Source organism: Rathayibacter sp. AY1A3 (genome assembly GCF_002930975.1).
Taxonomy (GTDB): domain Bacteria; phylum Actinomycetota; class Actinomycetes; order Actinomycetales; family Microbacteriaceae; genus Rathayibacter.
In genome coordinates, this window is sequence record NZ_PSTO01000004.1 from 16,275 (window position 1) to 41,509 (window position 25,235).

The following is a 25,235-nucleotide window of genomic DNA, read 5'->3' on the forward strand; positions in this document are numbered from 1 at the left end:
TCAGAAGATGTTGAGCACGAAGCCGCCGATGAACAGCGCGATCGCGCCGACCAGCAGGACGGCCGCGGTGATCGCGAGGACCACCGGGACGCTCACGCCGGCGCGCTTCTGCGGCGCGATCATCGAAGTGCCGGCGGCGTGGGTGGAGACGGCGCTGGACGCCCGGACCGGCTCGGACTCGCCGGCGGGCTGCTCGCGGTCGATGCGGTCGACGTAGCGGTCCACATCGGGCGAGTCGTAGAGGTTCGGGTGCTGGCCCGTGGAGCCGAGGCTGCGCGGGAGGTCGAACGAGCCGGTGACGAGGATCTCCCCCGTGTCCGTGCCGACGGTCGCGCCGGGACCCGTGGTCGGCAGGATCAGCGCGTTGGTGGTGGTGACGGCACCGGTGGCGGCGACTCCGCTCGCGATGAGGGAGTCGAACGAGGCGTCCACCTCCTCCTTCGACTTGCTGTCGAGCTCCTCGGTGATGGCGAGGTGCTCGATCGGCGGCTCGAAGCTCCCGGTGATCTCGGTGGCCTTCTCGTCGGCGATGTCGAGGGATCCGCCCACCGACGCGAAGAGCGCCGTGTTCAGGTGCGGCTGCTCGGGCTGCTCGCCGGCCGTCGGCTGCTCGTCGTCCGCGTCCCGCTCGTCGGAGGCGTCCGCGGACGGCGTCTCGTCGTCGGAGGAGGAGCTCTCGATCTCGGCCTCGTGCACCTCGGCCGCGTCGGCCTCGTCGGCGTCCGCGGTCGCGTCGGTGGCGGACTCGTCCGCTTCCTGCTCGGACGCCTCGGGTGCGTCCTCGGTGACGACGTCCTCGTCGCCCTCCGGCTCCTGCTCCGCTGCACCCTCGGGCACCGGCTCCGCGTCGCGGGACTCGTCGGCCGCCTCGATCACGGGGACCGCCCCGGTCGGCGGGAGCGCCGAGGCACGCTCGAGGGCGCCCTCGACGTCGTCGGAGCGCTCGTCGTCCGACCGCTCCTCGTCGGCGGGCGGCTCCGCCTCCGGGGCGGCGGCGACCTTCTCCGCCTGCTGCTGCGCCAGCAGTGCGCGCAGCTCCCGACGGGTCAGCTGGCGGCCCGTGGCGTTCTCGGTGGCGACGATCTCCATCGAGGAGGTCCGCAGGTCGGGCTCGCTCGCGGGGCTCGGCTCGACCGGGGTGATCCGCAGGGCCTGGGTGGGGGTCAGCACCGGCATGTCGCCGGCGGTGGTGGCGGTCGCGGTGGCAGCTCGGCGGGACGTCGTCGGGACGGCGGCGGTCGTGGCCGCACCGGCCTCGCGCCTCTCGCGCTCGCGGATCTCGCGCCGGGTGAGCGGCTTCTCCTCGGGCTGAACTGTCATGACGTGCTCCGATACAGGTGGTGCTTCGAGATGTACTGGACGACACCGTCGGGAACCAGGTACCAGACCGGATGACCCCGGTTGACGCGGCTCCGACAGTCGGTCGAGGAGATCGCCAGTGCCGGAATCTCCAACAAGGATACGTCCTGGGCCGGCAATCCCGAAACGTTGAGGACGTGCCCCGGCCGGCTGACGGCGACGAAGTGGGCCAGCTCCCACAGCTCGTCGTAGTCCTTCCAGCTCAGGATCTGAGCGACCGCGTCCGCGCCGGTGATGAAGAACAGCTCGGCGTCGGGGTGCGCGGCGTGGATGTCGCGCAGGGTGTCGATCGTGTAGGTCGTGCCGATCCGGTCCACGTCGACGCGGCTGACGGTGAAGCGCGGGTTCGACGCCGTCGCGATCACCGTCATCAGGTACCGGTGCTCTGCGGAGGTCACCGTCTTCTTGTGCCACGGCTGGCCGGTGGGCACGAAGACGACCTCGTCCAGGTCGAACGACTGGGCCACCTCGGAGGCGGCGACCAGGTGACCGTGGTGGATCGGGTCGAAGGTGCCGCCCATCACGCCGATGCGCGGACGCCGCGGGCCTCCGCTCGCGGCGGACGTCACGATCGCTGGGCTCCCCGCCTAGTGTCCGTGACCGTGCTGGTCGTGGGAGCCGGCGCCGGTCTTGTGCGAGTGGCGGTTCGCCACGTCGCGGTAGCTCCAGGTGACGAAGCCGAGGGCCGTGAAGGCGACGGCGGCGATCAGGCCGAAGACGATCGGGGGGAACGGCAGCTCCGTGTGGGCCGCTGCTTCGGCGAGGACGGTCGTCGCGAGGGACATGCAGTGCTCCTTGGAGGTCGTGGTCGCCCCGGCGGGGCTCCGACGAGTCTACCCGGACGCCGCTCGACGCCGGATCGCCGGTCCGGGCGCTAGGCGCGGACCTGTCCCGCGCCGCGCAGCAGCCACTTCGTGCTGGTCAGCTCGGGAAGACCCATGGGGCCCCGAGCGTGCAGCTTCTGCGTCGAGATGCCGACCTCGGCGCCGAACCCGAACTCCCCGCCGTCGGTGAAGCGGGTGGAGGCGTTGACCATCACGACCGCGGAGTCGACCTCGGCGAGGAAGCGCTCGGCGCTCCGGAGGTCGTTCGTCACGATCGACTCGGTGTGGTGGGTGGAGTACCGGTCGATGTGGGCCATCGCGGCGTCGAGGTCGTCGACGATCGCGACGGCGACGTCGAGCGAGTAGTACTCCGCGGACCAGTCCTCGTCGGTGGCGGGCACCGCGTCGGGCCAGAGCGCCGCGACGCGCTCGTCGCCGTGCACGGTCACTCCCGCTTCCGCGAGCCGGCCGAGGACGGGCGGGAGGAGGCGCTCGGCGGCGTCGCGGTGGACGAGGAGGGTCTCGAGGGCGTTGCAGGTGCTCGGGCGCTGCACCTTGGCGTTGTGGACGATGTCCACGGCCCACTGCTCGTCGGCACTGGCGTCGAGGAAGACGTGGACGACTCCGGCGCCCGTCTCGATCACGGGGACCGTCGACTCCGTCACGACTGACTCGATGAGGCCCGCGCTCCCCCGCGGCACCAGGACGTCGACGTAGCCGCGCGCTCGCATGAGGGCCTTCGCGCCCTCGCGGCCGTGGTCGTCGACCGTCTGCACCAGCTCGGCGGGCAGGCCCACGGCGGCGACGGCCTCCTGCAGCAGCTCCACCAGGACGCGGTTCGTGTTCTCCGCGGCCGTGCCTCCGCGCAGGATCACGGCGTTCCCGCTCTTGAGGGCGAGCGCTGCGATGTCGATGGTGACGTTCGGGCGCGCCTCGTAGATCGCTCCGACCACGCCGAACGGGACCCGCACCTGGGTGAGGGAGGCGCCGTTGGGCAGGTTCGATCCCCGCACCGTCTGCCCGACCGGATCGGTGAGCCCGACGACCGCGACGACGGCGTCGGCGAGGGACCCCAGGCGCGCCGCATCGAGGCGGAGGCGGTCCTGCAGGCCCGCGCTCATCCCGCTCTCGCGACCCCGCTGGAGGTCGAGCTCGTTCGCCGGGACGACGCGCTCGGCGCTCGAGCGCACCGCGTCGGCGATGGCGAGCAGAGCCCGGTTCTTGAGGTCGGTGGTCGCACTGCGGAGGGAGCGCGACGCGACGCGGGAGGCGGCGAACCGCTCGGTCAGCGCACTGCTGTCGGGGGTCGTCTGCGGCATCCGGCCAGTGTAGAGGCAGACGACCCCGGCGGCGGGAGTCAGCTCTCCTCGACGGCCTCCGTGCCGTCGCCCTCGTCGGCGACGCGCCAGACGCCGCCCTGGCGCTCGCGCTCGAGCTCCGCGCGGGCCTCGGCCTTGGCGTCCATCCGCTCGAAGTAGTCCTCGCGACGCTCGTTGCGCGTCTTGCGCCGGTTGTCCTCGAGGCGGAGGTCCGTTCCGCGGGGCGCGGTGATGAGCTCGGCCGTCGAGGTGAGGGTCGGCTCCCAGTCGAAGACGACGCCGTCGCCGGGGCCGATGACGACGGTGGAGCCGGCGACCGCTCCGGCCGAGAAGAGGCCGTTCTCGACTCCGAGCTTGGCCAGGCGGTCGGCGAGGAAGCCGACGGCCTCGTCGTTCGTGAAGTCGGTCTGCGCCACCCAGCGCACGGGCTTGGTGCCCAGGACCCGGTAGACGTTGCCGTACGAGCCGCCCTCGACGCGGATCTCGAAGTCCTTCTCGTCCACGGCGCGGGGGCGGATGGTGATGCGCTCCACCCGCGGCACAGCGGCGAGCTCGAGGCGGTGCTTCTCGACGATCTCGGCGAGGGCGAACGTCAGCTGGCGGAGTCCCGAGTGGCTGACCGTCGAGATCTCGAAGACGCGGTAGCCGCGGCCCTCGAGGTCGGCCCGGACGAAGTCGGCCAGCTCCTGGGCCTCGGGCACGTCGACCTTGTTGAGCGCGATCAGCTGCGGGCGCTCGATCAGCGGCACCTGTCCGTCGCCGACGGGGTACGCCGCCAGCTCCCCGAGGATGATGTCGAGGTCGGTCAGCGGGTCGCGGCCGGGCTCGAGCGTGGCGCAGTCGAGCACGTGGACGAGCGCGGTGCAGCGCTCGACGTGGCGGAGGAACTCCAGGCCCAGGCCCTTGCCCTCGCTCGCACCCTCGATGAGACCGGGCACGTCGGCGACGGTGAACCGCGACTCCCCCGCCTGCACGACGCCGAGGTTGGGCGCGAGGGTCGTGAACGGGTAGTCCGCGATCTTCGGCTTGGCCGCTGAGATCGCCGCGACGAGGCTCGACTTGCCCGCCGAGGGGAACCCGACGAGCGCGACGTCCGCGACGGTCTTCAGCTCGAGGACGACGTCGCCCTCCCAGCCCGGCGTGCCGAGCAGCGCGAAGCCGGGCGCCTTGCGCTTCGTGGTGGCGAGCGAGGCGTTGCCGAGGCCGCCCTGCCCGCCCGGAGCGATGACGAACCGGAGGCCGGGCTCGTCCATGTCGATCAGCTGGTCGCCGTCCGGCGACTTGACGACCGTGCCGACCGGGACGGGGAGCTCCATGAGCTCGCCGTTCCCGCCCGCGCGGTGGTCGCCCATGCCGGGACCGCCGTTCTCGGAGCTGCGGTGCGGGTGGCGGTGGTAGGCGAGCAGCGTCGTCGTCTGCGGGTCGGCGACGAGGACGATGTCGCCCCCGTGCCCGCCGTTGCCGCCGTCGGGGCCGGCGAGCGGCTTGAACTTCTCGCGACGGACGGAGACGCAGCCGTTGCCGCCGTGGCCGGCACGCAGATGCAGCGTGACGTTGTCGACGAAGGTGACCATGGTGTGAATCCGTCCGTGAGTGCGTGCGGCGCCGGGATGCCGGCGCCGGGGGGCTGTGCCCCGGTAAACGCGCAAGGGGCGAGCCGAAGCCCGCCCCTTGCGTCCTGTGCCTGTGCGGCCGAGGAGGTCGACCCTACTGGGCGGCCGCCACGATGTTGACGACCTTGCGGCCGCCCTTGCTGCCGAACTCGACAGCGCCCGCCGAGAGGGCGAACAGGGTGTCGTCGCCACCGCGTCCGACGTTCGCGCCGGGGTGGAAGTGGGTGCCGCGCTGGCGGACGATGATCTCGCCCGCGTTCACGACCTGGCCGCCGAAGCGCTTGACGCCGAGACGCTGCGCGTTCGAGTCGCGACCGTTGCGAGTGGAGCTCGCGCCCTTCTTGTGTGCCATTTCTCATCTCCTCGAGACCGGGGGGCCGCAGCCCCGTGCTGTTGCCCTGCAGGGCGATGGCTCGCTCCGCAGGTCAGCTCAATTCCTTTGCAGGACTACTTGATGCCAGTGACCTTGACGCGCGTGAGGTCCTGACGGTGCCCCTGGCGCTTCTTGTAACCGGTCTTGTTCTTGAACTTCTGGATGATGATCTTCGGACCACGGAGGTCCTCGAGCACCTCGGCGGTGACGGTGACGCCCGCGAGGGTCGCCGCGTCCGAGGTGATCGACTCACCGTCGACGAGCAGCACGGCAGGAAGCTGCACGGTGCCGTTCTCGTCGGCCTTGACACGGTCCATCGTCACGATGGTGCCGACCTCGACCTTCTCCTGCCGACCGCCGGCGCGCACAACTGCGTAAACCACTTCTCGTACCTGTTTCTCGTCTGGACGGAGCGGAGGCCTCGTCCGGGGCTTGTAGGGACGGGGCTGAGCCCCGGTCTTCCGGTTCGTACCCGTCTCCTCACGACACGAGGGAACCGGCACCGCGGCCCGCGCCCCGTGAGGGGCGGAGCGACAACGGAAATCTGCGTGAGCACATGGATCGCGCCACACCAACGGTCAAGAGTACGGGATCCGCGCTCCACGGTCAAACGCACACGACTGCGAAGCCGTGTCCGCCCGACCGGCGACCCCGTCACGATAGTCGAGGAGGAGGCGCGAGGACGGACGGCGCGCCGCCTACGATCGGGGAATGGCCATCCTCGTCGACGCCGCGCGCTGGCCGGCGCACGGCCGACTGTGGGCGCACCTCGTGAGCGACGTCTCGCTCGAGGAGCTCCACGACTTCGCGCGCCGCCTCGGCGTGCCCGAGCGCGGCTTCGACCTGGACCACTACGACGTGCCCGAGGAGCGGATCGACGAGCTCGTCGCCGCGGGCGCGGTCCCCGTCGGCGCGCGGGAGCTGGTCGAGCGGCTGAGGCGGAGCGGGCTCCGCGTCCGCGGGCGCGACCGGGACGCCGAGAGGGCCCGGCGCCGGCTCTCGCCGGGCACCGGGCCCTCCTGACACCGGGTCGCGCTACTGGTCGGCGCGGCGCGGGGTCTGCTCGGGGATGACCGCGACTCCGGTGAGCGCGGCCGTCGTGACGCGGCGGCTCTTCGCACGGCCCTGGCCGGGCTGCTTCGGGGCCGGCAGAGCGTCGAGCACGGAGTCGAGGAGGTGCTCGGCGACCTCGCTGCGGACGCGGCGCGGAGGCGCGACCGGCGCGATCGGGATGTCGAGGATCGGCGCGGCAGCGGCCGGCTCGATCTCCTTCTCGACCGGGGTCTCGACGGGAGCCGACTCGACGGCCGCCGTCTCGGCGGCCTCCTGGCGCGGCTCGCGGTCGCGGCTGCGACGACGGCGCTCGCCCCGGGCGGGACGCTCGCCGCGACGGCTCGGCTCGGACGGCTGCTCCTCGGGTGCCGTGGCGGACTCCTCCGGCGCCATGGCCTCGACGGTCTCGGCGGCGTCCTCGACCAGCGCGGCCGCCTCCTCCGCCGCCTGGCGCACGGCCTGGGGGTGGATGGTGCTGGCGGCGATCTGCGCGAGCGCGTTCTTCGCGTCGTCCGTGATGGCGTGGGTGCTGACCGGCTTGGTCGCCGGCGCGCCCTGCCCGTTCTGCCCGCCGTTCGAGCGCCCGGAGGCGGCGGGCTGCTGCTCGCCGCCCTTGCCCCGGCGGCGCTGCTCCTGCTGCGGAGCGGCGGTCGACCGGTGCTTGAGCACGGGGTCGTGGTGGACGATGACGCCGCGTCCGGCGCAGATCTCGCAGTTCTCGCTGAAGGTCTCGAGCAGGCCCAGGCCCAGCTTCTTGCGGGTCATCTGCACGAGGCCGAGCGAGGTGACCTCGGCGACCTGGTGCTTCGTCCGGTCGCGGCTCAGGCACTCGACCAGGCGGCGGAGCACGAGGTCGCGGTTGGACTCGAGCACCATGTCGATGAAGTCGACGACGATGATGCCGCCGATGTCGCGCAGGCGCAGCTGGCGGACGATCTCCTCGGCCGCCTCCAGGTTGTTCTTCGTGACCGTCTCCTCGAGGTTCCCGCCCGAGCCGACGAACTTGCCGGTGTTGACGTCGACCACCGTCATCGCCTCGGTGCGGTCGATCACGAGCGAGCCGCCGCTGGGCAGCCAGACCTTGCGCTCCAGCGCCTTCTCGATCTGCTCCGTGATGCGGAACTCGTCGAACGCGTCCTTCTCACCCGTGTAGACCTCGACGCGCTCGAGCAGATCGGGTGCGACCTGGCTGAGGTAGAGCTCGATGGTCTCGCGGGCGTCGTCGCCGGCGATGACCATCTTCTCGAAGTCCTCGTTGAAGACGTCGCGGACGATCTTGATCAGCAGGTCCGGCTCGCTGTGCAGGAGAGCGGGAGCCTGCCCGGTCGCGGCCTTCGCGCTGAGAGCCGTCCACTGCGCGGTCAGGCGCTCGACGTCGACGGTCAGCTGCTCCTCCGTGGCGCCCTCGGCCGCGGTCCGGACGATGACGCCCACGTTCTCGGGCAGCACCTCCTTGAGGATCTTCTTCAGGCGGGCGCGCTCGGTGTCCGGGAGCTTCCGCGAGATGCCGTTCATCGAGCCGTTGGGCACGTAGACGAGGTAGCGGCCGGGGAGCGAGATCTGGCTCGTGAGACGGGCGCCCTTGTGGCCGACGGGGTCCTTCGTGACCTGGACGAGGACCCGGTCGCCGGGCTTGAGCGCGAGCTCGATCCGGCGGGGGCCGCCGGCGTTGTTCGCGGCGTCCCAGTCGACCTCGCCGGAGTAGAGCACTGCGTTGCGCCCGCGTCCGATGTCGACGAAGGCGGCCTCCATGCTCGGGAGGACGTTCTGCACGCGGCCGAGGTAGACGTTGCCGATGAGCGACGCCTCCTGCGAGCGGGCGACGTAGTGCTCGGCGAGGACGCCGTCCTCGAGCACGCCGATGCGGATGCTGTCCTCCTTGGAGCGGACGACCATGACGCGGTCGACGGCCTCCCGGCGGGCGAGGAACTCCGACTCGGTGACGACCGTGCGGCGCCGGCCGGCGTCGCGGCCGTCGCGGCGGCGCTGCTTCTTGGCCTCGAGGCGGGTCGAGCCCTTGATGCGCTGCGGCTCGGTGATGAGCTCGGGCTCGCGGGCCTCGCGCTGCTCGCGCGGCTGGCGGACCCGGACGACGGTGTTCTCGGGGTCGTCGGAGCCGGACCTCTCGCTCTCGCCGCTGCGGCGGCGCGAGCGGCGGCGGACGGAGCCCTGCTCCTCGGCCGGGCTCTCGCGCTCCTCCTGGACGCCCAGCGGCGCACCGCGGGGAGGCAGCGGAGCCAGCTCGACGTAGTCGGGCAGGACCGGCGCCTGGAACAGCAGCGACGGGCTCGGCAGTGCGGGCCGTCGCGGCTCCTCCTGGTCGGCGCCCGGGGTCTGCGGCAGGGCGTTGAAGAACACCGCGCCCGTCGACGTCGACGGCTCGGCCGCCTCCGCGGCGCTCCCGGTCTCGGGCAGCTCGATGCCCTCGGCTCCGGTCTGGTCGGTCTCGTTGCTGTCGATGATCGTCTCCCCTGTCGCTGGCGCGCTCGACTCGGTCCGCCGGCTCGCCCGGCGGCCACCGAAGAGGCGGCTGATCTTCCTGGCCCCGCTGCGGGGCTCGTCGCGGTCCGGATCGGATCCGCTCGTACTGTTGTCTTCCACCATTCCTGGTGCACTCCTCGGCCGGGTCGTCCGCCGCGTCGTCTTCCCGGATGCTTCTCTCGTGCGAGGGGCCTCGGCCCGCCGCGAATCCTTCCGCTCCCCCGGTCCCGTCGCGCTCGTGGCGCGGGACTCCGGTTGCAGCTGCACTCTCGGAACTGACTATCCGACACGCGCTCCTCCGCGGTGCGACCTGCGGTCGACTCCCGGCGGAGCGGAGATCCGGCGCGTCCATTCGCGGAACGCTGTCGATCTCCTGTGGCCCGGTGCTCGCCCGGTAAACCTTCTTCGCGTCGATGCGGGGTCCCCCGGACCGACGGCTCCGATTATCGCACGCATTCCCAGAGGCGCCGATCCGGCGCGTGCCATAATCCCCCGGTGTCCAGCGATCCCGGGGTGCGCGACGCCCCCACCCAGCAGCGCCCCGTCCTCTTCGCCGTCCTGCTGATCGTCCTCGGCGTGATCGGCTGGACCGCCGCCTTCGCCCTCACGAACGACAAGTTCGCCGCTCTCGAGAACCCGGATGCGGGCCTCGGCTGCGACTTCAGCCTGCTCGTGCAGTGCAGTGCGAATCTGAACTCGGTGCAGGGCGCGGTCTTCGGCTTCCCGAACCCTCTCATCGGCCTGGCGGCCTGGATCGCGCCGATCGTGGTGGGGCTGGGCCTGCTCGCGGGCGCCCGGTTCGACCGGTGGTTCTGGGCGGCCTTCAACGTCGGCTTCCTGCTGGCCCTGGTGTTCGTGGGCTGGCTCATCGCGACGAGCGTCTTCGCGCTCGGAACGCTCTGCCCCTGGTGCATGCTCACCTGGGCCGTCGTCATCCCGGGCTTCTGGCTGGTGACGCTCCGCAACCTCCGTGAGGGCGAGTTCCCCGTCCCCGCCGGGGTGCGCCGCTTCGCCGGTGCCGCCTACGGCTGGGTCCCGTTCATCACGCTGCTCTGCTACCTGCTGATCGCGGTGATCGCGCAGGTGAGGCTGAACGTGCTCGCCTACCTCTGACGGACGTCGTCAGAGGCAGGCGGCCGAGCGGCTCAGGCGAACCAGAGGCCGAGCTCGCGCGCGGCCGACTCCTCGGAGTCGGACCCGTGCACGAGGTTCTGCTGGACCTTGAGGCCCCAGTCGCGGCCGAGGTCGCCGCGGATGGTGCCGGGAGCGGCCGTGGTCGGGTCGGTGGTGCCGGCGAGGGCGCGGAAGCCCTCGATCACACGGTCGCCCGCGATGCGCAGGGCGACGATCGGGCCGCTCTCCATGAACTCGACGAGCGGCTCGTAGAAGGGCTTGCCCTCGTGCTCGGCGTAGTGGGCGGCGAGCAGCTCGCGGTCGGCCTCGACGAGCTTCACGTCGACGAGGGAGTAGCCCTTCGCCTCGATGCGGCGGAGGATCTCGCCGGTGAGGTTGCGGGCGACGCCGTCGGGCTTGACGAGGACGAGGGTCTCCTGAGTGGCCATGGTTCAGCGGTCTCCTTCGGTGGGGTCGGTGGGCTCCGCCGCCCGGCGCGTCTGAGCGTCGAGGCGGGTGCCGGTCACCATGCAGTACGTCCACAGCGCCACGAAGGCGGCGCCGATCACGTACATGATCGGGACCAGCAGGCCCGAGGCCACGATAACGAACTGGAGCACCCAGCCGATGCGGAAGCCGACCGGCCGGTTCAGCAGGCCCAGAGTGGCGACGAGCGCGAGGCAGACCACCGCTCCCCCGACCAGCACGATCACGGGGTCGGCCGCCTTCAGCCCGAAGGCCACCAGGGTGGCGAGGAAGACGATGACCGCCTCGAAGCCGAGCACGATCGAGCCGAGGCTCTCCCGGACGGTCCGCGAGCGCCGCGGGCGCCCGGCCCTCACGCGCCCAGCCAGTTCTCGTCGCGGGCCGCGGTGATCGTGCGGCCGACGAGGGTGATCGAGCCCGTGACGAGCAGGGCGCCCTTGTCGGTGCGCGCCGCGAGGACGCGACCGGCCGTGAGAGCACCCAGCGGGTCGTCGGCGACGCGGACCGCCTCCTCCGGGAACACGGTGCGGGCGAGCGCGGCGAGCTCCTCGGCGGGCATCGCCCGATCGCTCGGCGCCGTGGTCACGATCAGCTCGTCCACCACGGGGCGGAGCTCCCGGAGGATCCCCTCGGCGTCCTTCTCGGCCAGCACGCCGAGGACGGCCGTCACGCGGTCGAAGTCGAAGTAGCGGCCGAGAGCGGCGGCGAGGGAGGCGGCACCGTGCGGGTTGTGCGCCGCGTCGACGACGGTGCGCGGAGCGAGTCCGACGAGCTGCAGGCGGCCCGGGGAGGTCGCGGCGGCGAAGCCCTCGTCGAGGACGTCGCCGGTGAGCTCCTGCGTCCCGCCTCCCAGGAACGTCTCGACCGCGGCGACGGCCACGGCGGCGTTCTCGGCCTGGTGGTCGCCGAAGAACGGCAGCAGCAGCTGCTCGTACGTGGTGACGAGTCCCCGGACGGTGACGACCTGGCCGCCGACGGCGACGGTCGTCGACTCGACGTCGAACTCCGCCCCCTCGACGACGATCGTCGACTCGGTGGCCTCGGCCGCGTGCCGCAGCACCGCCTCCGCCTCCGGGACCTGCCTCGCGGAGACCACCGAGGCGAGCGGCTTGACGATGCCCGACTTGGTGCGCGCGATCTCCTCGATCGTCGAGCCGAGGCGGTCGGTGTGGTCGAGGGCGATCGGCGTGAAGACGGCGACCTGCGCGTCGGCGACGTTCGTCGAGTCCCACTCGCCGCCCATCCCCACCTCGACGACGGCCACATCGACCGGCGCGTCGGCGAAGGCCGCGTAGGCCAGGACGGTGATCGCCTCGAAGAAGGACAGCGGCGCCTCGCCCTGCTCGGCCAGCTCGGCGTCGGTCATCCGCAGGTACGGCTCGACGTCCTGCCAGTTGTCGGCGAGGCTCCGGTCCGAGATCGGCTCTCCGTCGATGACGATGCGCTCGTTGAAGCGCTCGAGGTGCGGACTGGTGAACAGGCCCACCCGCAGCCCGTGGGCGCGCAGCAGGCTCTCGATCATCCGGCTGGTCGAGGTCTTGCCGTTGGTTCCGGCGATCTGGATCACCGGGTAGGCGCGCTGCGGGTCGCCGAGGATCTCGACGGCGCGCCGGGTCGGAGCGAGGCGCGGGCGGACGCTCGCCTCGCCCAGGCGCTCCAGCAGCGCGGCGTAGACGGCGTCGGCGGCCGCGCGGTCGGCGTCGTCCGGCTCGAACGGATCAGACATCGGCGGCCTCGACCTTCTCGACGCGGATGATGGCGGTGCCCGCGGGGCCGAAGGCGATCGCGCCCTCGCCGCCCTCGAGAGCCGTGGTGAGCGGAGTGAACGCGCATCCGGTCGCGAGGGTCTCCTCCGCGATCCAGAGCGCGTGCGGCTCGAGCGCCTGCAGGCTCGGCTCGTCGAGCACGACCTCCAGGACGATCCGGTCGCTGACCTCGAACCCGGCCTCCTTGCGGGCGTCCTGCACCGCGCGGATGAGGTCGCGGGCGAGCCCCTCCGCTTCGAGCTCGGGGGTGGTCGCCGTGTCGAGGAGCACGAAGCCCCCGCGCGGGAGCAGGGCGATGGCGCGGTCGTCGCCGGCCGAGCCGCCGACCTCGAGCGTGAGCTCGTACTCGCCCTCGACCAGCTCGACGCCGCCGGCGGTGACGACACCGTCCGTCTCGCTCCAGTCGCCGGCCTTGGCGGCCCTGATCACGGTCTGCACGCCCTTGCCGAGCCGGGGCCCGGCGGCGCGCGCGTTGACCGCGAGACGGGAGGTGACGCCGTAGTCGGCGGCGCTGGAGTCGACCAGCGGCACCAGCGACACCTCCTTCACGTTCAGCTCGTCGCGGAGGATCGCCTCGAACGGCGCGAGCTCGGCGGCGTCCGCGACCACCACGGTCAGGCGCGCGAGCGGCAGGCGGACGCGGAGCCCGGCCTGCTTGCGGAGGGAGAGCGCGCTGGACGAGATGCCGCGGACCGCGTCCATCGCGTGCACGAGCGCCGGGTCGGCGGGGAACTCGTCCGCCTCCGGCCAGTCGGTGAGGTGGACGCTGCGGCCGCCGGTCAGGCCCTGCCAGATCTGCTCCGTGACGAGAGGCAGGAGCGGGGCGGCGACGCGGCACACGGTCTCGAGGACCGTGTAGAGCGTGTCGAACGCCTCCGATCCGCGGCCGTCCTCGTCGACGCCCTGCCAGAAGCGGTCGCGGGAGCGGCGCACGTACCAGTTCGTGAGCACGTCGCTGAAGTCGCGGAGCGCGGCGGCCGCGAGCGTGGAGTCCAGCGCCTCGAGCCGGCCGGTCACGGTCTGGACCAGATCGCGGGTCTTGGCCAGCAGGTAGCGGTCGAGGACGTCCTCGGAGCCGGTGCGCCTGGTCGCCTCGTAGCCGCCGCCCGCCGAGGCGTTGGCGTAGAGGGAGAAGAAGTACCAGGTGCTCCACAGCGGCAGCAGCACCTGGCGGACGCCCTCGCGGATGCCCTCCTCCGTCACGACGAGGTTGCCGCCCCGGAGGACCGGGCTCGACATCAGGAACCAGCGCATGGCGTCGGAGCCGTCGCGGTCGAAGACCTCGGCCACGTCCGGGTAGTTGCGCAGCGACTTGGACATCTTCTGCCCGTCGTTGCCCAGCACGATGCCGTGGCTGACCACGTTGCGGAACGCCGGGCGGTCGAAGAGCGCGGTGGAGAGCACGTGCAGCGTGTAGAACCAGCCGCGCGTCTGCCCGATGTACTCGACGATGAAGTCCGCCGGGTTGTGGGTGTCGAACCAGTCGGCGTTCTCGAACGGGTAGTGCACCTGGGCGAAGGGCATCGATCCGGAGTCGAACCAGACGTCGAGGACGTCGCTGATCCGGCGCATCGTCGAGCGCCCGGTCGGGTCGTCGGGGTTCGGGCGGGTCAGCTCGTCGATGAACGGCCGGTGCAGGTCGTCCGGGCGCACGCCGAAGTCGCGCTCCAGCTCGTCCAGCGAGCCGTAGACGTCGATCCGCGGGTACTCCGGGTCGTCGCTCTTCCACACCGGGATCGGCGAGCCGAAGTAGCGGTTGCGGCTGATGGACCAGTCGCGCGCGCCCGAGAGCCACTTGCCGAATTGGCCGTCCTTGACGTTCTCGGGGACCCAGGTGATCTCCTGGTTGAGCTCCTCCATGCGGTCGCGGATCGCGGTGACGCGGACGAACCAGCTCGAGACCGCCTTGTAGATCAGCGGATTGCGGCAGCGCCAGCAGTGCGGGTACGAGTGCTCGTAGCTCGCCTGGCGGAGCAGCCGGTGGCCCGCGCGCAGGAGCTGCGTGAGGGGCTTGTTCGCGTCGAAGACCTGGAGGCCGGCGACCTCGCTGATCTGCGGCAGGAAGCGGCCGCCGTCGTCGACCGAGATGATGACGGGGATGCCCGCCGCCTCGCAGACCTTCTGGTCGTCCTCGCCGTAGGCGGGCGCCTGGTGCACGATGCCGGTGCCCTCGCTGGTGGTCACGTAGTCGGCGACGAGGATGCGCCACGCGTTCTGCGTGCCCCAGGCCTCGGTGTCCGCGTAGTGGTCCCAGAGGCGGTCGTAGCTGATCCCCTCGAGCTCGGAGCCGCGGTGGGTGCGCGAGACGGCGGCCAGGGCCGACTCCGCGTCCGGATAGCCGAGGTCCTTCGCGTAGGCGCCGACCTGGTCGATGGCGAGCAGGTACTCGGCCGAGAGCTCGCGCTCCTCGGGCTCGCCCCTGCCGTCGGCCGCGCCGTTCGGGCCGGCGGGGACGACCGCGTACTCGATGTCGGGCCCGACGGCGAGCGCGAGGTTCGTCGGCAGCGTCCACGGCGTCGTCGTCCACGCGAGAGCGCGGACCGCCGTCAGCTGGAGCGCCTCAGCCGTCTCGCCGACCAGCGGGAAGGTGACGGTGACCGTCTGGTCCTGGCGCATCTTGTAGACGTCGTCGTCCATCCGCAGCTCGTGGTTCGAGAGCGGCGTCTGGTCGCGCCAGCAGTACGGCAGCACGCGGTGGCCCTCGTAGGCGAGGCCCTTGTCGTAGAGCTGCTTGAACGCCCAGATCACCGACTCCATGAAGGTGGGGTCGAGCGTCTTGTAGTCGTCGTCGAAGTCGACCCAGCGCGCCTGGCGGGTGACGTAGTCCTGCCACTCCCCGGTGTAGCGCAGCACCGACTCCTTCGCGGCGGCGTTGAAGGCCGCGACGCCCATCTCCTCGATCTGGGACTTGTCGGTGATGCCGAGCTGCCGCTCCGCCTCGAGCTCGGCGGGCAGGCCGTGGGTGTCCCAGCCGAAGCGGCGGTGCACCTGCCGTCCGCGCATGGTCTCGAAGCGGGGGAAGACGTCCTTGGCGTAGCCGGTGAGGAGGTGCCCGTAGTGCGGCAGGCCGTTGGCGAACGGCGGGCCGTCGTAGAAGACCCACTCCGGCGCTCCCTCGCGCTGCCGGATCGACTCCTGGAAGGTGTCGTCCGCCTTCCAGTACGCGAGCACGCGCTCCTCGATCTCGGGGAAGCGCGGCGACGGGGACACGCCCCGGCCGAACGCGGAGCCCTCGGCGGGCTCGGCTCCGTGCGGGGTGGGCGGGGTCAGGGGGTAGGTCACGTGCGGTCTCCTGGCAGTGCTGCTGGTCTGCACGAGGACGGCCCGCCCGGATCTCAGACCCCGGGCCGGGTCGCGGTACCACCTCGCTTGGACCGGTCGGCCGGTCGCTCCCGGAGGAGTGCCCGCTGACGCGTTCCCACTCGATCGGCTGTCACGGGCCGCACCCGTCCGGGTCTACTGGGCGCAGGCCGGAGCCGGCGCCGTTCTTCCGGAGACTCACCGGTGATGGCCGGGTCGAAGTCGTCCGGCGCTATCCTAGCGCGTCGGGGGAAGCGGAGCAGGAGCGGGTCATGGTGCGAGGAGTGCAGCGCGGACGGCCCCGTGCGTCGTCGCGCTCCATGCTCGAGGACGCCGCTCTGGACCTCTTCGTCGAGCAGAGCTACGCGGGCACGACGATCGAGCAGATCGCCCAGCGCGCGGGCGTCTCGCGCAACACCTTCTTCAACTACTTCGAGTCCAAGAGCGACGTCTTCTGGGTCCTGGTCGACGACCGGCTGGCAGAGCTCCCGGAGGCGCTGGCCGAGACGGCGGCAGAGGCGCCGGTGATGGACGCGCTCGGCGACGCGCTGCTCGCGATCGGCTCCGGCTTCGGACCTGCGACGGTGCCGTGGGTGCTCACCCAGTCCGACATGATCGGCAGCGTCCACGAGCTGCAGGCGTCGGCGCTCGGCCGCCTCGCCCGGCAGGCGGCCGTGATCGCCCGCTTCGTGGAGGAGCGGAGCGCGCGCCCGCTGCCCTCGCACCTCTCGCGCGCCATCGCCTACGCGAGCGTCGGAGCCGCGGTGGCGGCCGTGCAGGCCTGGGCCGCGGCGGGCCCCACCCGCGGCGAGCTCGTGCCCTACCTCGACGAGGCGCTCGCGCCCGTCCGCGCCGGCTTCGCCCCCGTGGTCGACTGACCCGGCTCCCGCCGCTCCGGTAGAATCGTCGCGGCCGGCGGGCGACTCGCCCCGGAGCCCCCATCCAGGCACCATCACCACCGACACGGTGCCGCCCATAGCGAACCGGAGCATCATGACCCTCGCCGACCGCCTCCCCGCGAAGCCCGCCCTCGAGGGCCTGGAGGGCACGTGGGGCCTCCGCTGGCAGACCGACGGGACCTACCGGTTCGACCGCACCGGCCTCACCCGCGCCGACGTCTACTCGATCGACACCCCGCCGCCCACCGCGTCCGGGTCGCTGCACATCGGGCACGTCTTCTCCTACACGCACACCGACGTCGTCGCGCGGTTCCAGCGGATGCGCGGCAAGAGCGTCTTCTACCCGATGGGCTGGGACGACAACGGCCTGCCCACCGAGCGCCGCGTGCAGAACTACTACGGTGTGCGCTGCGACCCGACGCTCCCCTACGAGCCCGGCTTCACGCCTCCGTTCGAGGGCGGCGACAACAAGAGCAGCAAGGCCGCCGACCAGAAGCCGATCTCGCGCCGCAACTTCGTCGAGCTGTGCGAGCGCCTCACCGTCGAGGACGAGAAGCAGTTCGAGGACGTCTGGCGCGCCCTCGGCCTGTCCGTCGACTGGTCGCAGAGCTACCGGACCATCGGCGACGAGTCGCAGGCCGCCTCGCAGCGCGCCTTCCTCCGCAACCTCGCCCGCGGCGAGGCCTACCAGGCGCAGGCCCCGACGCTCTGGGACATCACCTTCCGGACCGCCGTCGCCCAGGCGGAGCTCGAGGACAAGGACCAGCCCGGCGCCTACCACCGCCTCGGCTTCCACCGCGAGGGCGGCGAGGACGTCTTCATCGAAACGACCCGTCCCGAGCTGCTGCCGGCCTGCGTCGCCCTCGTCGCGCACCCCGACGACGAGCGCTACCAGCCGCTGTTCGGCACCACCGTGCGCACGCCGCTCTTCGACGTCGAGGTCCCGGTGCTCGCGCACCACCTCGCGCAGAAGGACAAGGGCTCGGGCATCGCGATGATCTGCACCTTCGGCGACATCACGGACGTGGTCTGGTGGCGCGAGCTCGACCTGCCCAACCGCGCGATCATCGGCTTCGACGGCCGCCTGATCTCGGAGGCTCCCGCCGCGATCACGAGCGACGCGGGCCGCGCCGCCTACGAGCAGCTCGCCGGCAAGACCGTCTTCTCCGCCAAGCAGGCCGTCGTGGCGCTGCTGAAGGAGTCCGGCGAGATGGTCGGCGACCCGCGCCCCATCACGCACCAGGTCAAGTTCTTCGAGAAGGGCGACAAGCCGCTCGAGATCGTGTCGACCCGCCAGTGGTACATCGGCAACGGCGCTCGCGACGCGGTGCTCAAGGAGCGCCTGCTGGAGCTCGGCCGCGACGTGCGCTTCGTGCCGGAGTTCATGCGCGTCCGCTACGAGAACTGGGTGAACGGCCTCTCCGGCGACTGGCTGATCTCGCGCCAGCGCTTCTTCGGCGTGCCGATCCCGGTGTGGTACCCGCTCGACGGCGACGGCAACCCCGTCTTCGACTCCCCGATCGTGCCGGACGAGGCGGCGCTGCCGGTGGATCCCTCCAGCGACTCGGCCCCCGGTTACACGGAGGACCAGCGCGGAGCGGCGGGCGGCTTCCAGGGCGAGCTCGACGTGATGGACACCTGGGCGACCTCCTCGCTGACCCCGCAGCTCGCGGGCGGCTGGGAGCGGGACGACGAGCTCTGGCAGCTGGTCGCTCCCTACGACCTGCGCCCGCAGGGCCAGGACATCATCCGCACCTGGCTCTTCTCGACCCTCCTGCGCTCGCAGCTCGAGGACGGCCGCGCCCCGTGGAGCACGGCGACCGTCTCCGGCTTCATCGTCGACCCCGACCGCAAGAAGATGTCGAAGTCGAAGGGCAACGTGGTCACTCCCGCCGCGATGCTCGAGCAGCACGGCTCGGACGCGGTCCGCTACTGGGCCGCCTCCTCGCGCCTGGGCACCGACGCGGCCTTCGACCCGCAGAACCCGACGCAGATCAAGATCGGCCGCCGACTGGCGATCAAGATCCTCAACGCGGCGAAGTTCATCCACGGGTTCCCTCTCGCCGAGGGCGCCGAGGTCACCGACCCTCTCGACCTCAGCATGCTGGCCACCCTCGACACCGTGGTCGCCGACGCGACGACGGCGCTCGAGAACTACGACCACGCCCGCGCCCTCGAGACGACGGAGGCGTTCTTCTGGACGTTCTGCGACGACTACCTGGAGCTGGTGAAGGAGCGCGCGTACAGCGAGGACGGCGCGTCCGCCGCGGCCGCCCTGCACCGGGCGCTCGACGTCCTCCAGCGCCTGTTCGCGCCGTTCCTGCCGTTCGCGACGGAGGAGACCTGGTCGTGGTCGCACGACGACTCGGTGCACCTGCGCCCCTGGCCGGCCGTCGAGGGACTGGGCGGCGACCCCGCCGTCCTGGCCGCGGCGAGCTCGGTCCTCACGGCCATCCGGCGCGCGAAGACCGATGCGAAGGCCTCGCAGAAGACGCCGGCCCGCTCCGCCCTGGTGACGGCGCCCGCCGAGCTCGTCGCGTCTCTTCGACTCGCCGCGGGAGACCTCGCGGCCGTCGGCAGGATCGCGACGCTCGACTTCGCCGAGGGCGACGCCCTCGCGGTCGGCATCGAGCTCGAGACCGAGGCGTAGCGCCGCTCCCGGGAGGCGGGAATGGTCCCGCCTCCCTCCCCACCGTCGAGAGGACCCCTCCCATGCAGCTCGGAACCCGCTGGTCGGTCGGCCAGGTGCCGCCGCAGACCCTCCCCGAGATCGTCGTCACCGCCGTCGGCGACGTCGAGGGCGAGCTCGCCGCGGCCGGCACGGCGACCGCCGACTGGCGCTGGACGCTCACCTGGCTCGAGGGCAGGCCCGTCCTCGAACTCGACGACGGCACGACGATCACCTACCGTCCTGACGAGGACGCCGCCTACATCACGCAGCCGCAGGGCCGCGTGGAGGGCGAGGACGACGACGACTGGGGCTGACGCCCCTTCGCGGCGCGGTCGTCGAGCCCGGTGAGCGCGCGCGTCCTGCGATCCTGAGTCGGAGCCCTCTCCCCCCGCTCGCGCTCTAGGCTCGCAGGATGAGCGCTCCCGATCCCGTCGCCGTCCTGCTCGAGCCGAGCGGACTCCCCCACGGGCTCCCCGACTTCGCCGCCGTCGACCCCGAGGCCTACCGCCCGGCGTTCCTCGAGGCCCTCCGCCGGCACCGCGCCGAGATCGACGCGATCGCCGGCGCCTCCGAGCCGCCGACCGTCGAGAACACCCTCGTCGCCCTCGAGCGGGCGGGCCGCGAGCTGCGCCGGGTGAGCGCCGTCTTCTTCACCGTCGCCGCCTCCGACCGCACTCCGCTCACCGACGCTCTGGAGGCCGAGCTCGCTCCGCTGCTCTCGGCCCATAGCGATGCGATCAGCCTCGACCCGCGCCTGTTCGCCCGTCTCCGCGCTCTCGCCGAGCAGTCGACGGAGCTCGACCTCGACGCCGAGACGGCCTACCTCCTCGAGCGGAGGATCACCGGGTTCGAGCGCTCCGGTGCGCTCCTCGACGATGCGGGGAAGGCACGGCTCGGCGAGCTGAACGAGCAGCTCTCGACCCTGACCACGCGCTTCGAGAAGGACCTGCTCGCCGAGTCGAACGACCGGGCGGTCCTCCTCGACGACATCGTCGGCCTCGACGGGCTCGACGAGTCCGACGTCTCGGCCGCCGCGCGCGCCGCCGCCGACCGCGGCGTCGACGGCTGGCTGATCACCCTGCCCCTCTACTCCGGCCACCCCTGGCTCGCGCGTCTGCGCGACCGCGGCGTCCGCGAGCGCGTCCTGCGCGCCTCTGTCGGCCGCGGTGCGGAGGGCGGGCCGCACGACACCACCGGGACCCTGCAGCAGATCGTCGCGCTGCGGGCCGAGCGCGCAGCTCTGCTGGGCGCGGCCTCGCATGCCGAGTTCGTGATCTCGGGCCAGACCGCGGGCTCGGCGGAGCGCGTCCTGTCGCTGCTGCGCGAGCTCGCCGCTCCCGCCGCCCGGAACGCGGGGATCGAACTCGAGCGGATGCAGGCCTCCGCCGACGCCGAGCAGGACGCCGCCGGAGCGCCGCGCTTCACTATCGAGGCGTGGGATCGCGCCTACTACGAGGAGCGCGTGCGGTCGGAGAGCTACTCCGTCGACTCCAGCGCACTGCGTCCCTTCTTCGAGCTCGAGCGGGTGCTCCGGCACGGCGTGTTCGTCGCCGCCACCGGTCTCTACGGCGTCCGCTTCTCGGAGCGGAGCGACCTGGCCGGCTACAGCGAGCACGTCCGCGTGTTCGAGGTGCACGAGGAGGACGGGACGCCGCTGGGCCTGTTCCTGCTCGATTCCTTCACCCGCGACTCGAAACGCGGCGGGGCGTGGATGAACTCCCTCTCCAGCCGCACGTCGCTGCTCGGTGACTCCGCCGTCGTCGTGAACAACCTGAACCTGTCGGCTCCGGGCCCGGGCGAGCCCGCCCTTCTCAGCCTCGACGAGGTGGAGACGCTGTTCCACGAGTTCGGGCACGCCCTGCACGGCCTGTTCGCGAGCACGCGGTACCCGCGCTTCGCCGGAACCGCGGTGTTCCGGGACTTCGTCGAGTTCCCGAGCCAGGTGAACGAGACGTGGGTGCGCCGCCCCGGGCTCCTCGCCGAGTACGCCCGCCACGTCGAGACCGGAGAGGCCCTGCCCGCGGGGACCGTCGAGCGCCTAGAGGCGTCCGCGCTGTGGGGCGAGGGCTTCGCGACGAGCGAGTACCTGGCGTCCGCCCTGCTCGACCTCGCCTGGCACTCCCTGCCGGCCCCGGTCGAGCCGCGCGACGCGGCCGCCTTCGAGCGCGACGTGCTCGACGGCGCGGGCCTCCTCCTTCCCGCCGTGCCGCCCCGCTACCGCAGCACGTACTTCGCGCACGTCTTCTCCGGCGGCTACTCCGCGGGCTACTACTCCTACATCTGGAGCGAGATCCTCGACGCGGACACGGTCGAGTGGTTCGAGGAGAACGGCGGCCTCGACCGCTCGGCGGGCGAGCGCTTCCGCCGCGGGGTGCTCGAGCTCGGCGGCTCCCGCGATCCGCTCGACGCGTACCGCGCGTTCCGCGGGCGGGATGCGCGGACCGAGCCGCTGCTCGCGCGCCGCGGCCTCCTCTAGCGGCGCCGGGGGACGAGCCAGGCGAGGAGGACGAGTCCCACGACCAGGCCCCAGAACGCCGATCCGATCCCCGCGATGGTCGTGCCGGAGGCGGTGACCAGGAGCGTCGCCGCCGCCGGCAGCCGCAGCCGCGCGTCCTCCACAGCGGCCTGCACCGCCGACACGAACACCCCCAGCAGCGCCAGACCGGCGACCGCCTCGATCAGCAGCGGGCTCGCGGAGGACACCAGCGCGGCGGCCGCTCCGGCGAACACGCCGAGCACGAGGTAGGAGGCGCCCGCCGAGACCGAGGCGACCCAGCGCTGCTCCGGCCGCGGCGAGGCCTCGGGACCCGCGGTCAGCGCGGCGCTGAGCGCGGCGTAGTTGATCGGCACGCCGCCGAAGATCGCCGAGACCCCGGAGAGAGCACCGGTCGAGACGATCCCGGGACGCGAGTGGGCCGCGAAGCCGAAGCTCGTCAGCACCGCGATGCCCGGGATGTTCTGCCCGGCCATGGTGACCACGTAGAGCGGCAGGCCGATCCCGACCATCGCTCCGATCTCGAACACCGGAGCGACGAACTGCGGCACGGGGAGCAGCGGCGCACCGGCGAGTGCCGCGCCGTCCGTCACGATCAGCAGCACGATCGCCAGGGCGATCGCGGCCGGCACCGCCCAGCGGGGCAGGAGCCGCAGGAGCAGCAGCCAGAGCAGGATCACCGGCAGCGCGAGCGCGGGGATCTCGACCGCCGCGCGCACCGGCGCCAGGACGAGCGGGAACAGGATGCCCGCGAGCATGGCGTTCGCGAGCGGCCGCGGGATGCGCGCGACGAGCCTCCCGAGCGCCGGCCACAGCCCGGTGACCACCAGCAGAGCGGAGGCGACCAGGAACGCTCCGACCGCGCGGTCGAAGCCGCCGGGGAGCGTCGCGGTCGCGGCCAGCAGGGCGGCGCCCGGCGTGCTCCAGGCGAAGGTCATCGGCACGCGGTAGCGGATGCTCAGCGCGATGCACAGGACTCCCTGCAGCACGCAGACGGCGAGGAGGCCCGAGGCTGCCTGCACGTCGGTGGCGCCCACCGCGACCACCCCGGCGAGCACGATCGCGAACGAGCTCGAGAAGCCGGTCAGGGCGGCGACGATCCCGGCGAGCAGCGGCTGGACGATGGCGGAGCCTCCCGGAGGATCGACCGGCACCGAGGCGACCGGACGCGCCGTCGGCGCGCTCCGCCAGGTTAGGGAAGCAGGAGCGCCTCGCCCGACGATCCGCCGGGCCAATCGCGGTGAACTGGCAGAGCGGGGCGGGGAGCGACTAGGCGCTCTTCTCCTGGCGACGGGGAGCGTGGGGCACGATCGTCGGGGCCGCGTTGTCGAGCACCGCGGCGCGGGTGACGACGACGCGCGCCACCTCGTCCGAGGAGGGCACCTCGAACATGATCGGGCCGAGCACCTCCTCGAGGATCGCGCGCAGTCCGCGGGCCCCGGTCTGGCGGAGGACCGCCAGGTCCGCGATGGCCTCGAGAGCGCCCCGGTCGAACTCGAGCTCGACGCCGTCGATCTCGAACATCCGCTGGTACTGCTTCACGAGCGCGTTGCGCGGCTCGGTGAGGATCTGCATGAGCGCGACCTGGTCGAGCTGCGTGACCGTCGTGACGACGGGGAGGCGCCCGATGAACTCGGGGATCAGCCCGAACTTGTGCAGGTCCTCCGGGAGGACCTCGCTGAAGATGTTGATCTCGTCTTCCTTGTTGTGCAGCGGGGCGCCGAAGCCGATGCCTCGCTTGCCCGCCCGCGACGAGATGATGTCCTCGAGCCCGGCGAAGGCGCCGGCGACGATGAAGAGGACGTTCGTCGTGTCGATCTGGATGAACTCCTGGTGCGGGTGCTTCCGCCCGCCCTGCGGGGGCACGGAGGCGACGGTGCCCTCGAGGATCTTGAGCAGTGCCTGCTGCACTCCCTCGCCCGAGACGTCGCGCGTGATCGAGGGGTTCTCGGCCTTCCGCGCGATCTTGTCGACCTCGTCGATGTAGATGATGCCGGTCTCGGCACGCTTGACGTCGTAGTCGGCGGCCTGGATGAGCTTGAGGAGGATGTTCTCGACGTCCTCGCCGACGTAGCCCGCCTCGGTGAGGGCCGTGGCGTCCGCGACGGCGAAGGGCACGTTGAGGCGCTTCGCGAGGGTCTGGGCGAGGTAGGTCTTCCCGCAGCCCGTGGGGCCGATGAGCAGGATGTTGCTCTTGGCGATCTCGACCTCGTCGTGGATCGCGTCGGCGGCGGTGATGGTGTTGCGGGCCCGCACGCGCTTGTAGTGGTTGTACACGGCGACGGCGAGGGCCTTCTTGGCCTGCTCCTGCCCGATCACGTACTCCTCGAGGAAGCCGAAGATCTCCTTCGGCTTCGGGAGGTCGAACTCGTGGCTCGTCTCCTCGCTCGACTCGGAGAGGCGCTCCTCGATGATCTCGTTGCAGAGCTCGACGCACTCGTCGCAGATGTAGACGCCCGGTCCCGCGATGAGCTGCTGGACCTGCTTCTGGCTCTTGCCGCAGAAGGAGCACTTCAGCAGGTCGGCGCTTTCGCCAATACGTGCCACGGGGATGCCCCACTTCCTTGTCGTGCGTCTGTCGTGCGTCGGTCGGTCGTGCAACGGAGCCCGGAGCTCCGGCCGGTGCGAGCGGGACGAGCCCCCTGACACTGATCCGAGCCTAGCCGCTGAGCCGCGAGGGCTCGGCAGGCGGGCCGGATTCGCCGTGCCTTGCGCCTCGTGTGGCGCTTTGCTACGGCGACGGAGGACGCAGAGAGGGGCCGGGCGGCGGATCGCTCCGCCACCCGGCCCCTCCTGGACGCCCTACGCCGTGAGAGCCGGGAGGCTCTTGCGGCTGGTGAGCACCTGGTCGATCAGCCCGTACTCGAGCGCGTCGCTCGCGCCGAGGATCTTGTCGCGGTCGATGTCCTTCTTGACCTGCTCGATCGAGCGGTTCGAGTGGTGCGACAGCGTCTCCTCGAGCCACTCGCGCATGCGCATGATCTCGGCGGCCTGGATCTCGATGTCCGAGGCCTGGCCCCCGCCCTGCTGCACGGCGGGCTGGTGGATGAGGATGCGCGCGTTCGGCAGCGCGAGGCGCTTGCCGGGCGTTCCCGCGGCGGTGAGCACGGCGGCGGCCGAGGCGGCCTGGCCGAGCACGACCGTCTGGATGTGCGGGCGGATGTACTGCATCGTGTCGTAGATCGCCGTCATCGCGGTGAAGGATCCACCGGGCGAGTTGATGTACATGACGATGTCGCGGTCCGGGTCCTGGCTCTCGAGCACGAGGAGCTGGGCCATGATGTCGTCCGCGGAGGCGTCGTCGACCTGGACGCCGAGGAAGATGATGCGGTCCTCGAAGAGCTTGGCGTACGGGTCCTGGCGCTTGTAGCCGTAGGCCGTGCGCTCCTCGAACGTGGGGAGGATGTAGCGCGAGGACGGTGCGGCTCCGGAGCCGAACGCCGTTCCGCCGAAGGTGGGTGTGGTCATTGTCTGTTCCTGATCT

At 71.9% G+C, this 25,235-nt stretch carries 21 protein-coding genes; 6 read left to right on the forward strand and 15 right to left on the reverse strand.

The window, feature by feature from the left end; genetic code table 11:
* From C5C10_RS02695 to rplU, 7 genes are all read right to left on the reverse strand, one after another.
* Positions 1-1,320 (reverse strand): hypothetical protein, encoded by a 1,320-nt coding sequence (locus tag C5C10_RS02695; protein WP_104328449.1) that lies wholly within the window; start codon positions 1,318-1,320, stop codon positions 1-3.
* The gene (gene nadD / locus C5C10_RS02700) at positions 1,317-1,928 is read right to left on the reverse strand and encodes a nicotinate-nucleotide adenylyltransferase (protein WP_104223678.1); all 612 of its coding nucleotides are present in this window, start codon (positions 1,926-1,928) and stop codon (positions 1,317-1,319) included. Before nadD ends, C5C10_RS02695 begins: the two co-directional genes overlap by 4 nt.
* Positions 1,929-1,946: 18 nt before the next feature.
* Complete coding sequence (locus C5C10_RS02705; protein ID WP_104223679.1) at positions 1,947-2,144, reverse strand: hypothetical protein; 198 nt, start codon at positions 2,142-2,144, stop codon at positions 1,947-1,949.
* 89 nt (positions 2,145-2,233) lie between these two features.
* Positions 2,234-3,502 (reverse strand): glutamate-5-semialdehyde dehydrogenase, encoded by a 1,269-nt coding sequence (locus C5C10_RS02710; RefSeq protein WP_104250570.1) that lies wholly within the window; start codon positions 3,500-3,502, stop codon positions 2,234-2,236.
* A gap of 38 nt (positions 3,503-3,540) precedes the next feature.
* Positions 3,541-5,076, reverse strand: coding sequence for a GTPase ObgE (gene obgE, locus C5C10_RS02715; protein ID WP_104295482.1), 1,536 nt, complete (start codon positions 5,074-5,076; stop codon positions 3,541-3,543).
* A gap of 133 nt (positions 5,077-5,209) precedes the next feature.
* On the reverse strand, positions 5,210-5,467 hold the full coding sequence (gene rpmA, locus C5C10_RS02720) for a 50S ribosomal protein L27 (protein ID WP_068209107.1): 258 nt from the start codon (positions 5,465-5,467) through the stop codon (positions 5,210-5,212).
* Between the two features lie 95 nt (positions 5,468-5,562).
* Positions 5,563-5,871 carry a 50S ribosomal protein L21 gene (gene rplU, locus C5C10_RS02725; RefSeq protein ID WP_104223682.1) on the reverse strand — a complete coding sequence of 103 codons (309 nt, stop codon included), beginning with the start codon at positions 5,869-5,871 and terminating at the stop codon, positions 5,563-5,565.
* 328 nt (positions 5,872-6,199) lie between these two features.
* On the opposite strand from rplU, the gene C5C10_RS02730 reads away from it, so the two are divergent.
* Positions 6,200-6,511, forward strand: coding sequence for a DUF4031 domain-containing protein (locus C5C10_RS02730; protein WP_104226718.1), 312 nt, complete (start codon positions 6,200-6,202; stop codon positions 6,509-6,511).
* A gap of 12 nt (positions 6,512-6,523) precedes the next feature.
* Here C5C10_RS02730 and C5C10_RS02735 read toward each other — a convergent pair whose 3' ends face one another.
* Complete coding sequence (locus tag C5C10_RS02735; protein ID WP_104328450.1) at positions 6,524-9,145, reverse strand: Rne/Rng family ribonuclease; 2,622 nt, start codon at positions 9,143-9,145, stop codon at positions 6,524-6,526.
* Between the two features lie 372 nt (positions 9,146-9,517).
* On the opposite strand from C5C10_RS02735, the gene C5C10_RS02740 reads away from it, so the two are divergent.
* Positions 9,518-10,135, forward strand: coding sequence for a vitamin K epoxide reductase family protein (locus tag C5C10_RS02740; protein WP_258060375.1), 618 nt, complete (start codon positions 9,518-9,520; stop codon positions 10,133-10,135).
* Positions 10,136-10,167: 32 nt separating this feature from the next.
* On the opposite strand, the gene ndk is transcribed toward C5C10_RS02740, so the two are convergent.
* Genes ndk through ileS form a run of 4 tightly spaced genes read right to left on the reverse strand, consistent with a single transcriptional unit; the run spans position 10,168 to position 15,669 of the window.
* Entirely contained in the window at positions 10,168-10,584 is a 417-nt protein-coding gene (gene ndk, locus C5C10_RS02745; protein WP_104223686.1) for a nucleoside-diphosphate kinase, read from the reverse strand.
* Between the two features lie 3 nt (positions 10,585-10,587).
* A complete protein-coding gene (locus C5C10_RS02750; protein WP_258060376.1) occupies positions 10,588-10,977 on the reverse strand; it encodes a DUF4233 domain-containing protein in 390 nt (129 codons plus the stop codon).
* Positions 10,974-12,347, reverse strand: coding sequence for a folylpolyglutamate synthase/dihydrofolate synthase family protein (locus C5C10_RS02755; RefSeq protein WP_104223687.1), 1,374 nt, complete (start codon positions 12,345-12,347; stop codon positions 10,974-10,976). The genes C5C10_RS02750 and C5C10_RS02755 overlap by 4 nt, the downstream gene beginning before the upstream one ends.
* Complete coding sequence (gene ileS / locus C5C10_RS02760) at positions 12,340-15,669, reverse strand: isoleucine--tRNA ligase (RefSeq protein ID WP_374953335.1); 3,330 nt, start codon at positions 15,667-15,669, stop codon at positions 12,340-12,342. The genes C5C10_RS02755 and ileS overlap by 8 nt, the downstream gene beginning before the upstream one ends.
* Before the next feature lie 290 nt (positions 15,670-15,959).
* Between ileS and C5C10_RS02765 the strand changes: the two genes are divergently transcribed.
* The 4 genes from C5C10_RS02765 to C5C10_RS02780 all read left to right on the forward strand — a co-directional run bounded on the left by C5C10_RS02765 (position 15,960) and on the right by C5C10_RS02780 (position 21,733).
* Positions 15,960-16,565 carry a TetR/AcrR family transcriptional regulator gene (locus C5C10_RS02765; protein WP_104254919.1) on the forward strand — a complete coding sequence of 202 codons (606 nt, stop codon included), beginning with the start codon at positions 15,960-15,962 and terminating at the stop codon, positions 16,563-16,565.
* 115 nt (positions 16,566-16,680) lie between these two features.
* A complete protein-coding gene (gene valS, locus C5C10_RS02770; RefSeq protein WP_104328452.1) occupies positions 16,681-19,236 on the forward strand; it encodes a valine--tRNA ligase in 2,556 nt (851 codons plus the stop codon).
* Positions 19,237-19,298: 62 nt separating this feature from the next.
* Positions 19,299-19,571 (forward strand): hypothetical protein, encoded by a 273-nt coding sequence (locus C5C10_RS02775; RefSeq protein ID WP_104328453.1) that lies wholly within the window; start codon positions 19,299-19,301, stop codon positions 19,569-19,571.
* A gap of 98 nt (positions 19,572-19,669) precedes the next feature.
* Positions 19,670-21,733, forward strand: coding sequence for a M3 family metallopeptidase (locus C5C10_RS02780; protein ID WP_104328454.1), 2,064 nt, complete (start codon positions 19,670-19,672; stop codon positions 21,731-21,733).
* On the opposite strand, the gene C5C10_RS02785 is transcribed toward C5C10_RS02780, so the two are convergent.
* From C5C10_RS02785 to C5C10_RS02795, 3 genes are all read right to left on the reverse strand, one after another.
* Positions 21,730-22,905 (reverse strand): benzoate/H(+) symporter BenE family transporter, encoded by a 1,176-nt coding sequence (locus C5C10_RS02785; RefSeq protein ID WP_104328455.1) that lies wholly within the window; start codon positions 22,903-22,905, stop codon positions 21,730-21,732. The genes C5C10_RS02780 and C5C10_RS02785 overlap by 4 nt on opposite strands.
* A 115-nt stretch (positions 22,906-23,020) precedes the next feature.
* A complete protein-coding gene (gene clpX / locus C5C10_RS02790; RefSeq protein WP_104223693.1) occupies positions 23,021-24,298 on the reverse strand; it encodes an ATP-dependent Clp protease ATP-binding subunit ClpX in 1,278 nt (425 codons plus the stop codon).
* Positions 24,299-24,553: 255 nt separating this feature from the next.
* Positions 24,554-25,219 carry an ATP-dependent Clp protease proteolytic subunit gene (locus C5C10_RS02795; RefSeq protein ID WP_068253282.1) on the reverse strand — a complete coding sequence of 222 codons (666 nt, stop codon included), beginning with the start codon at positions 25,217-25,219 and terminating at the stop codon, positions 24,554-24,556.
* Positions 25,220-25,235: the final 16 nt, after the last annotated feature.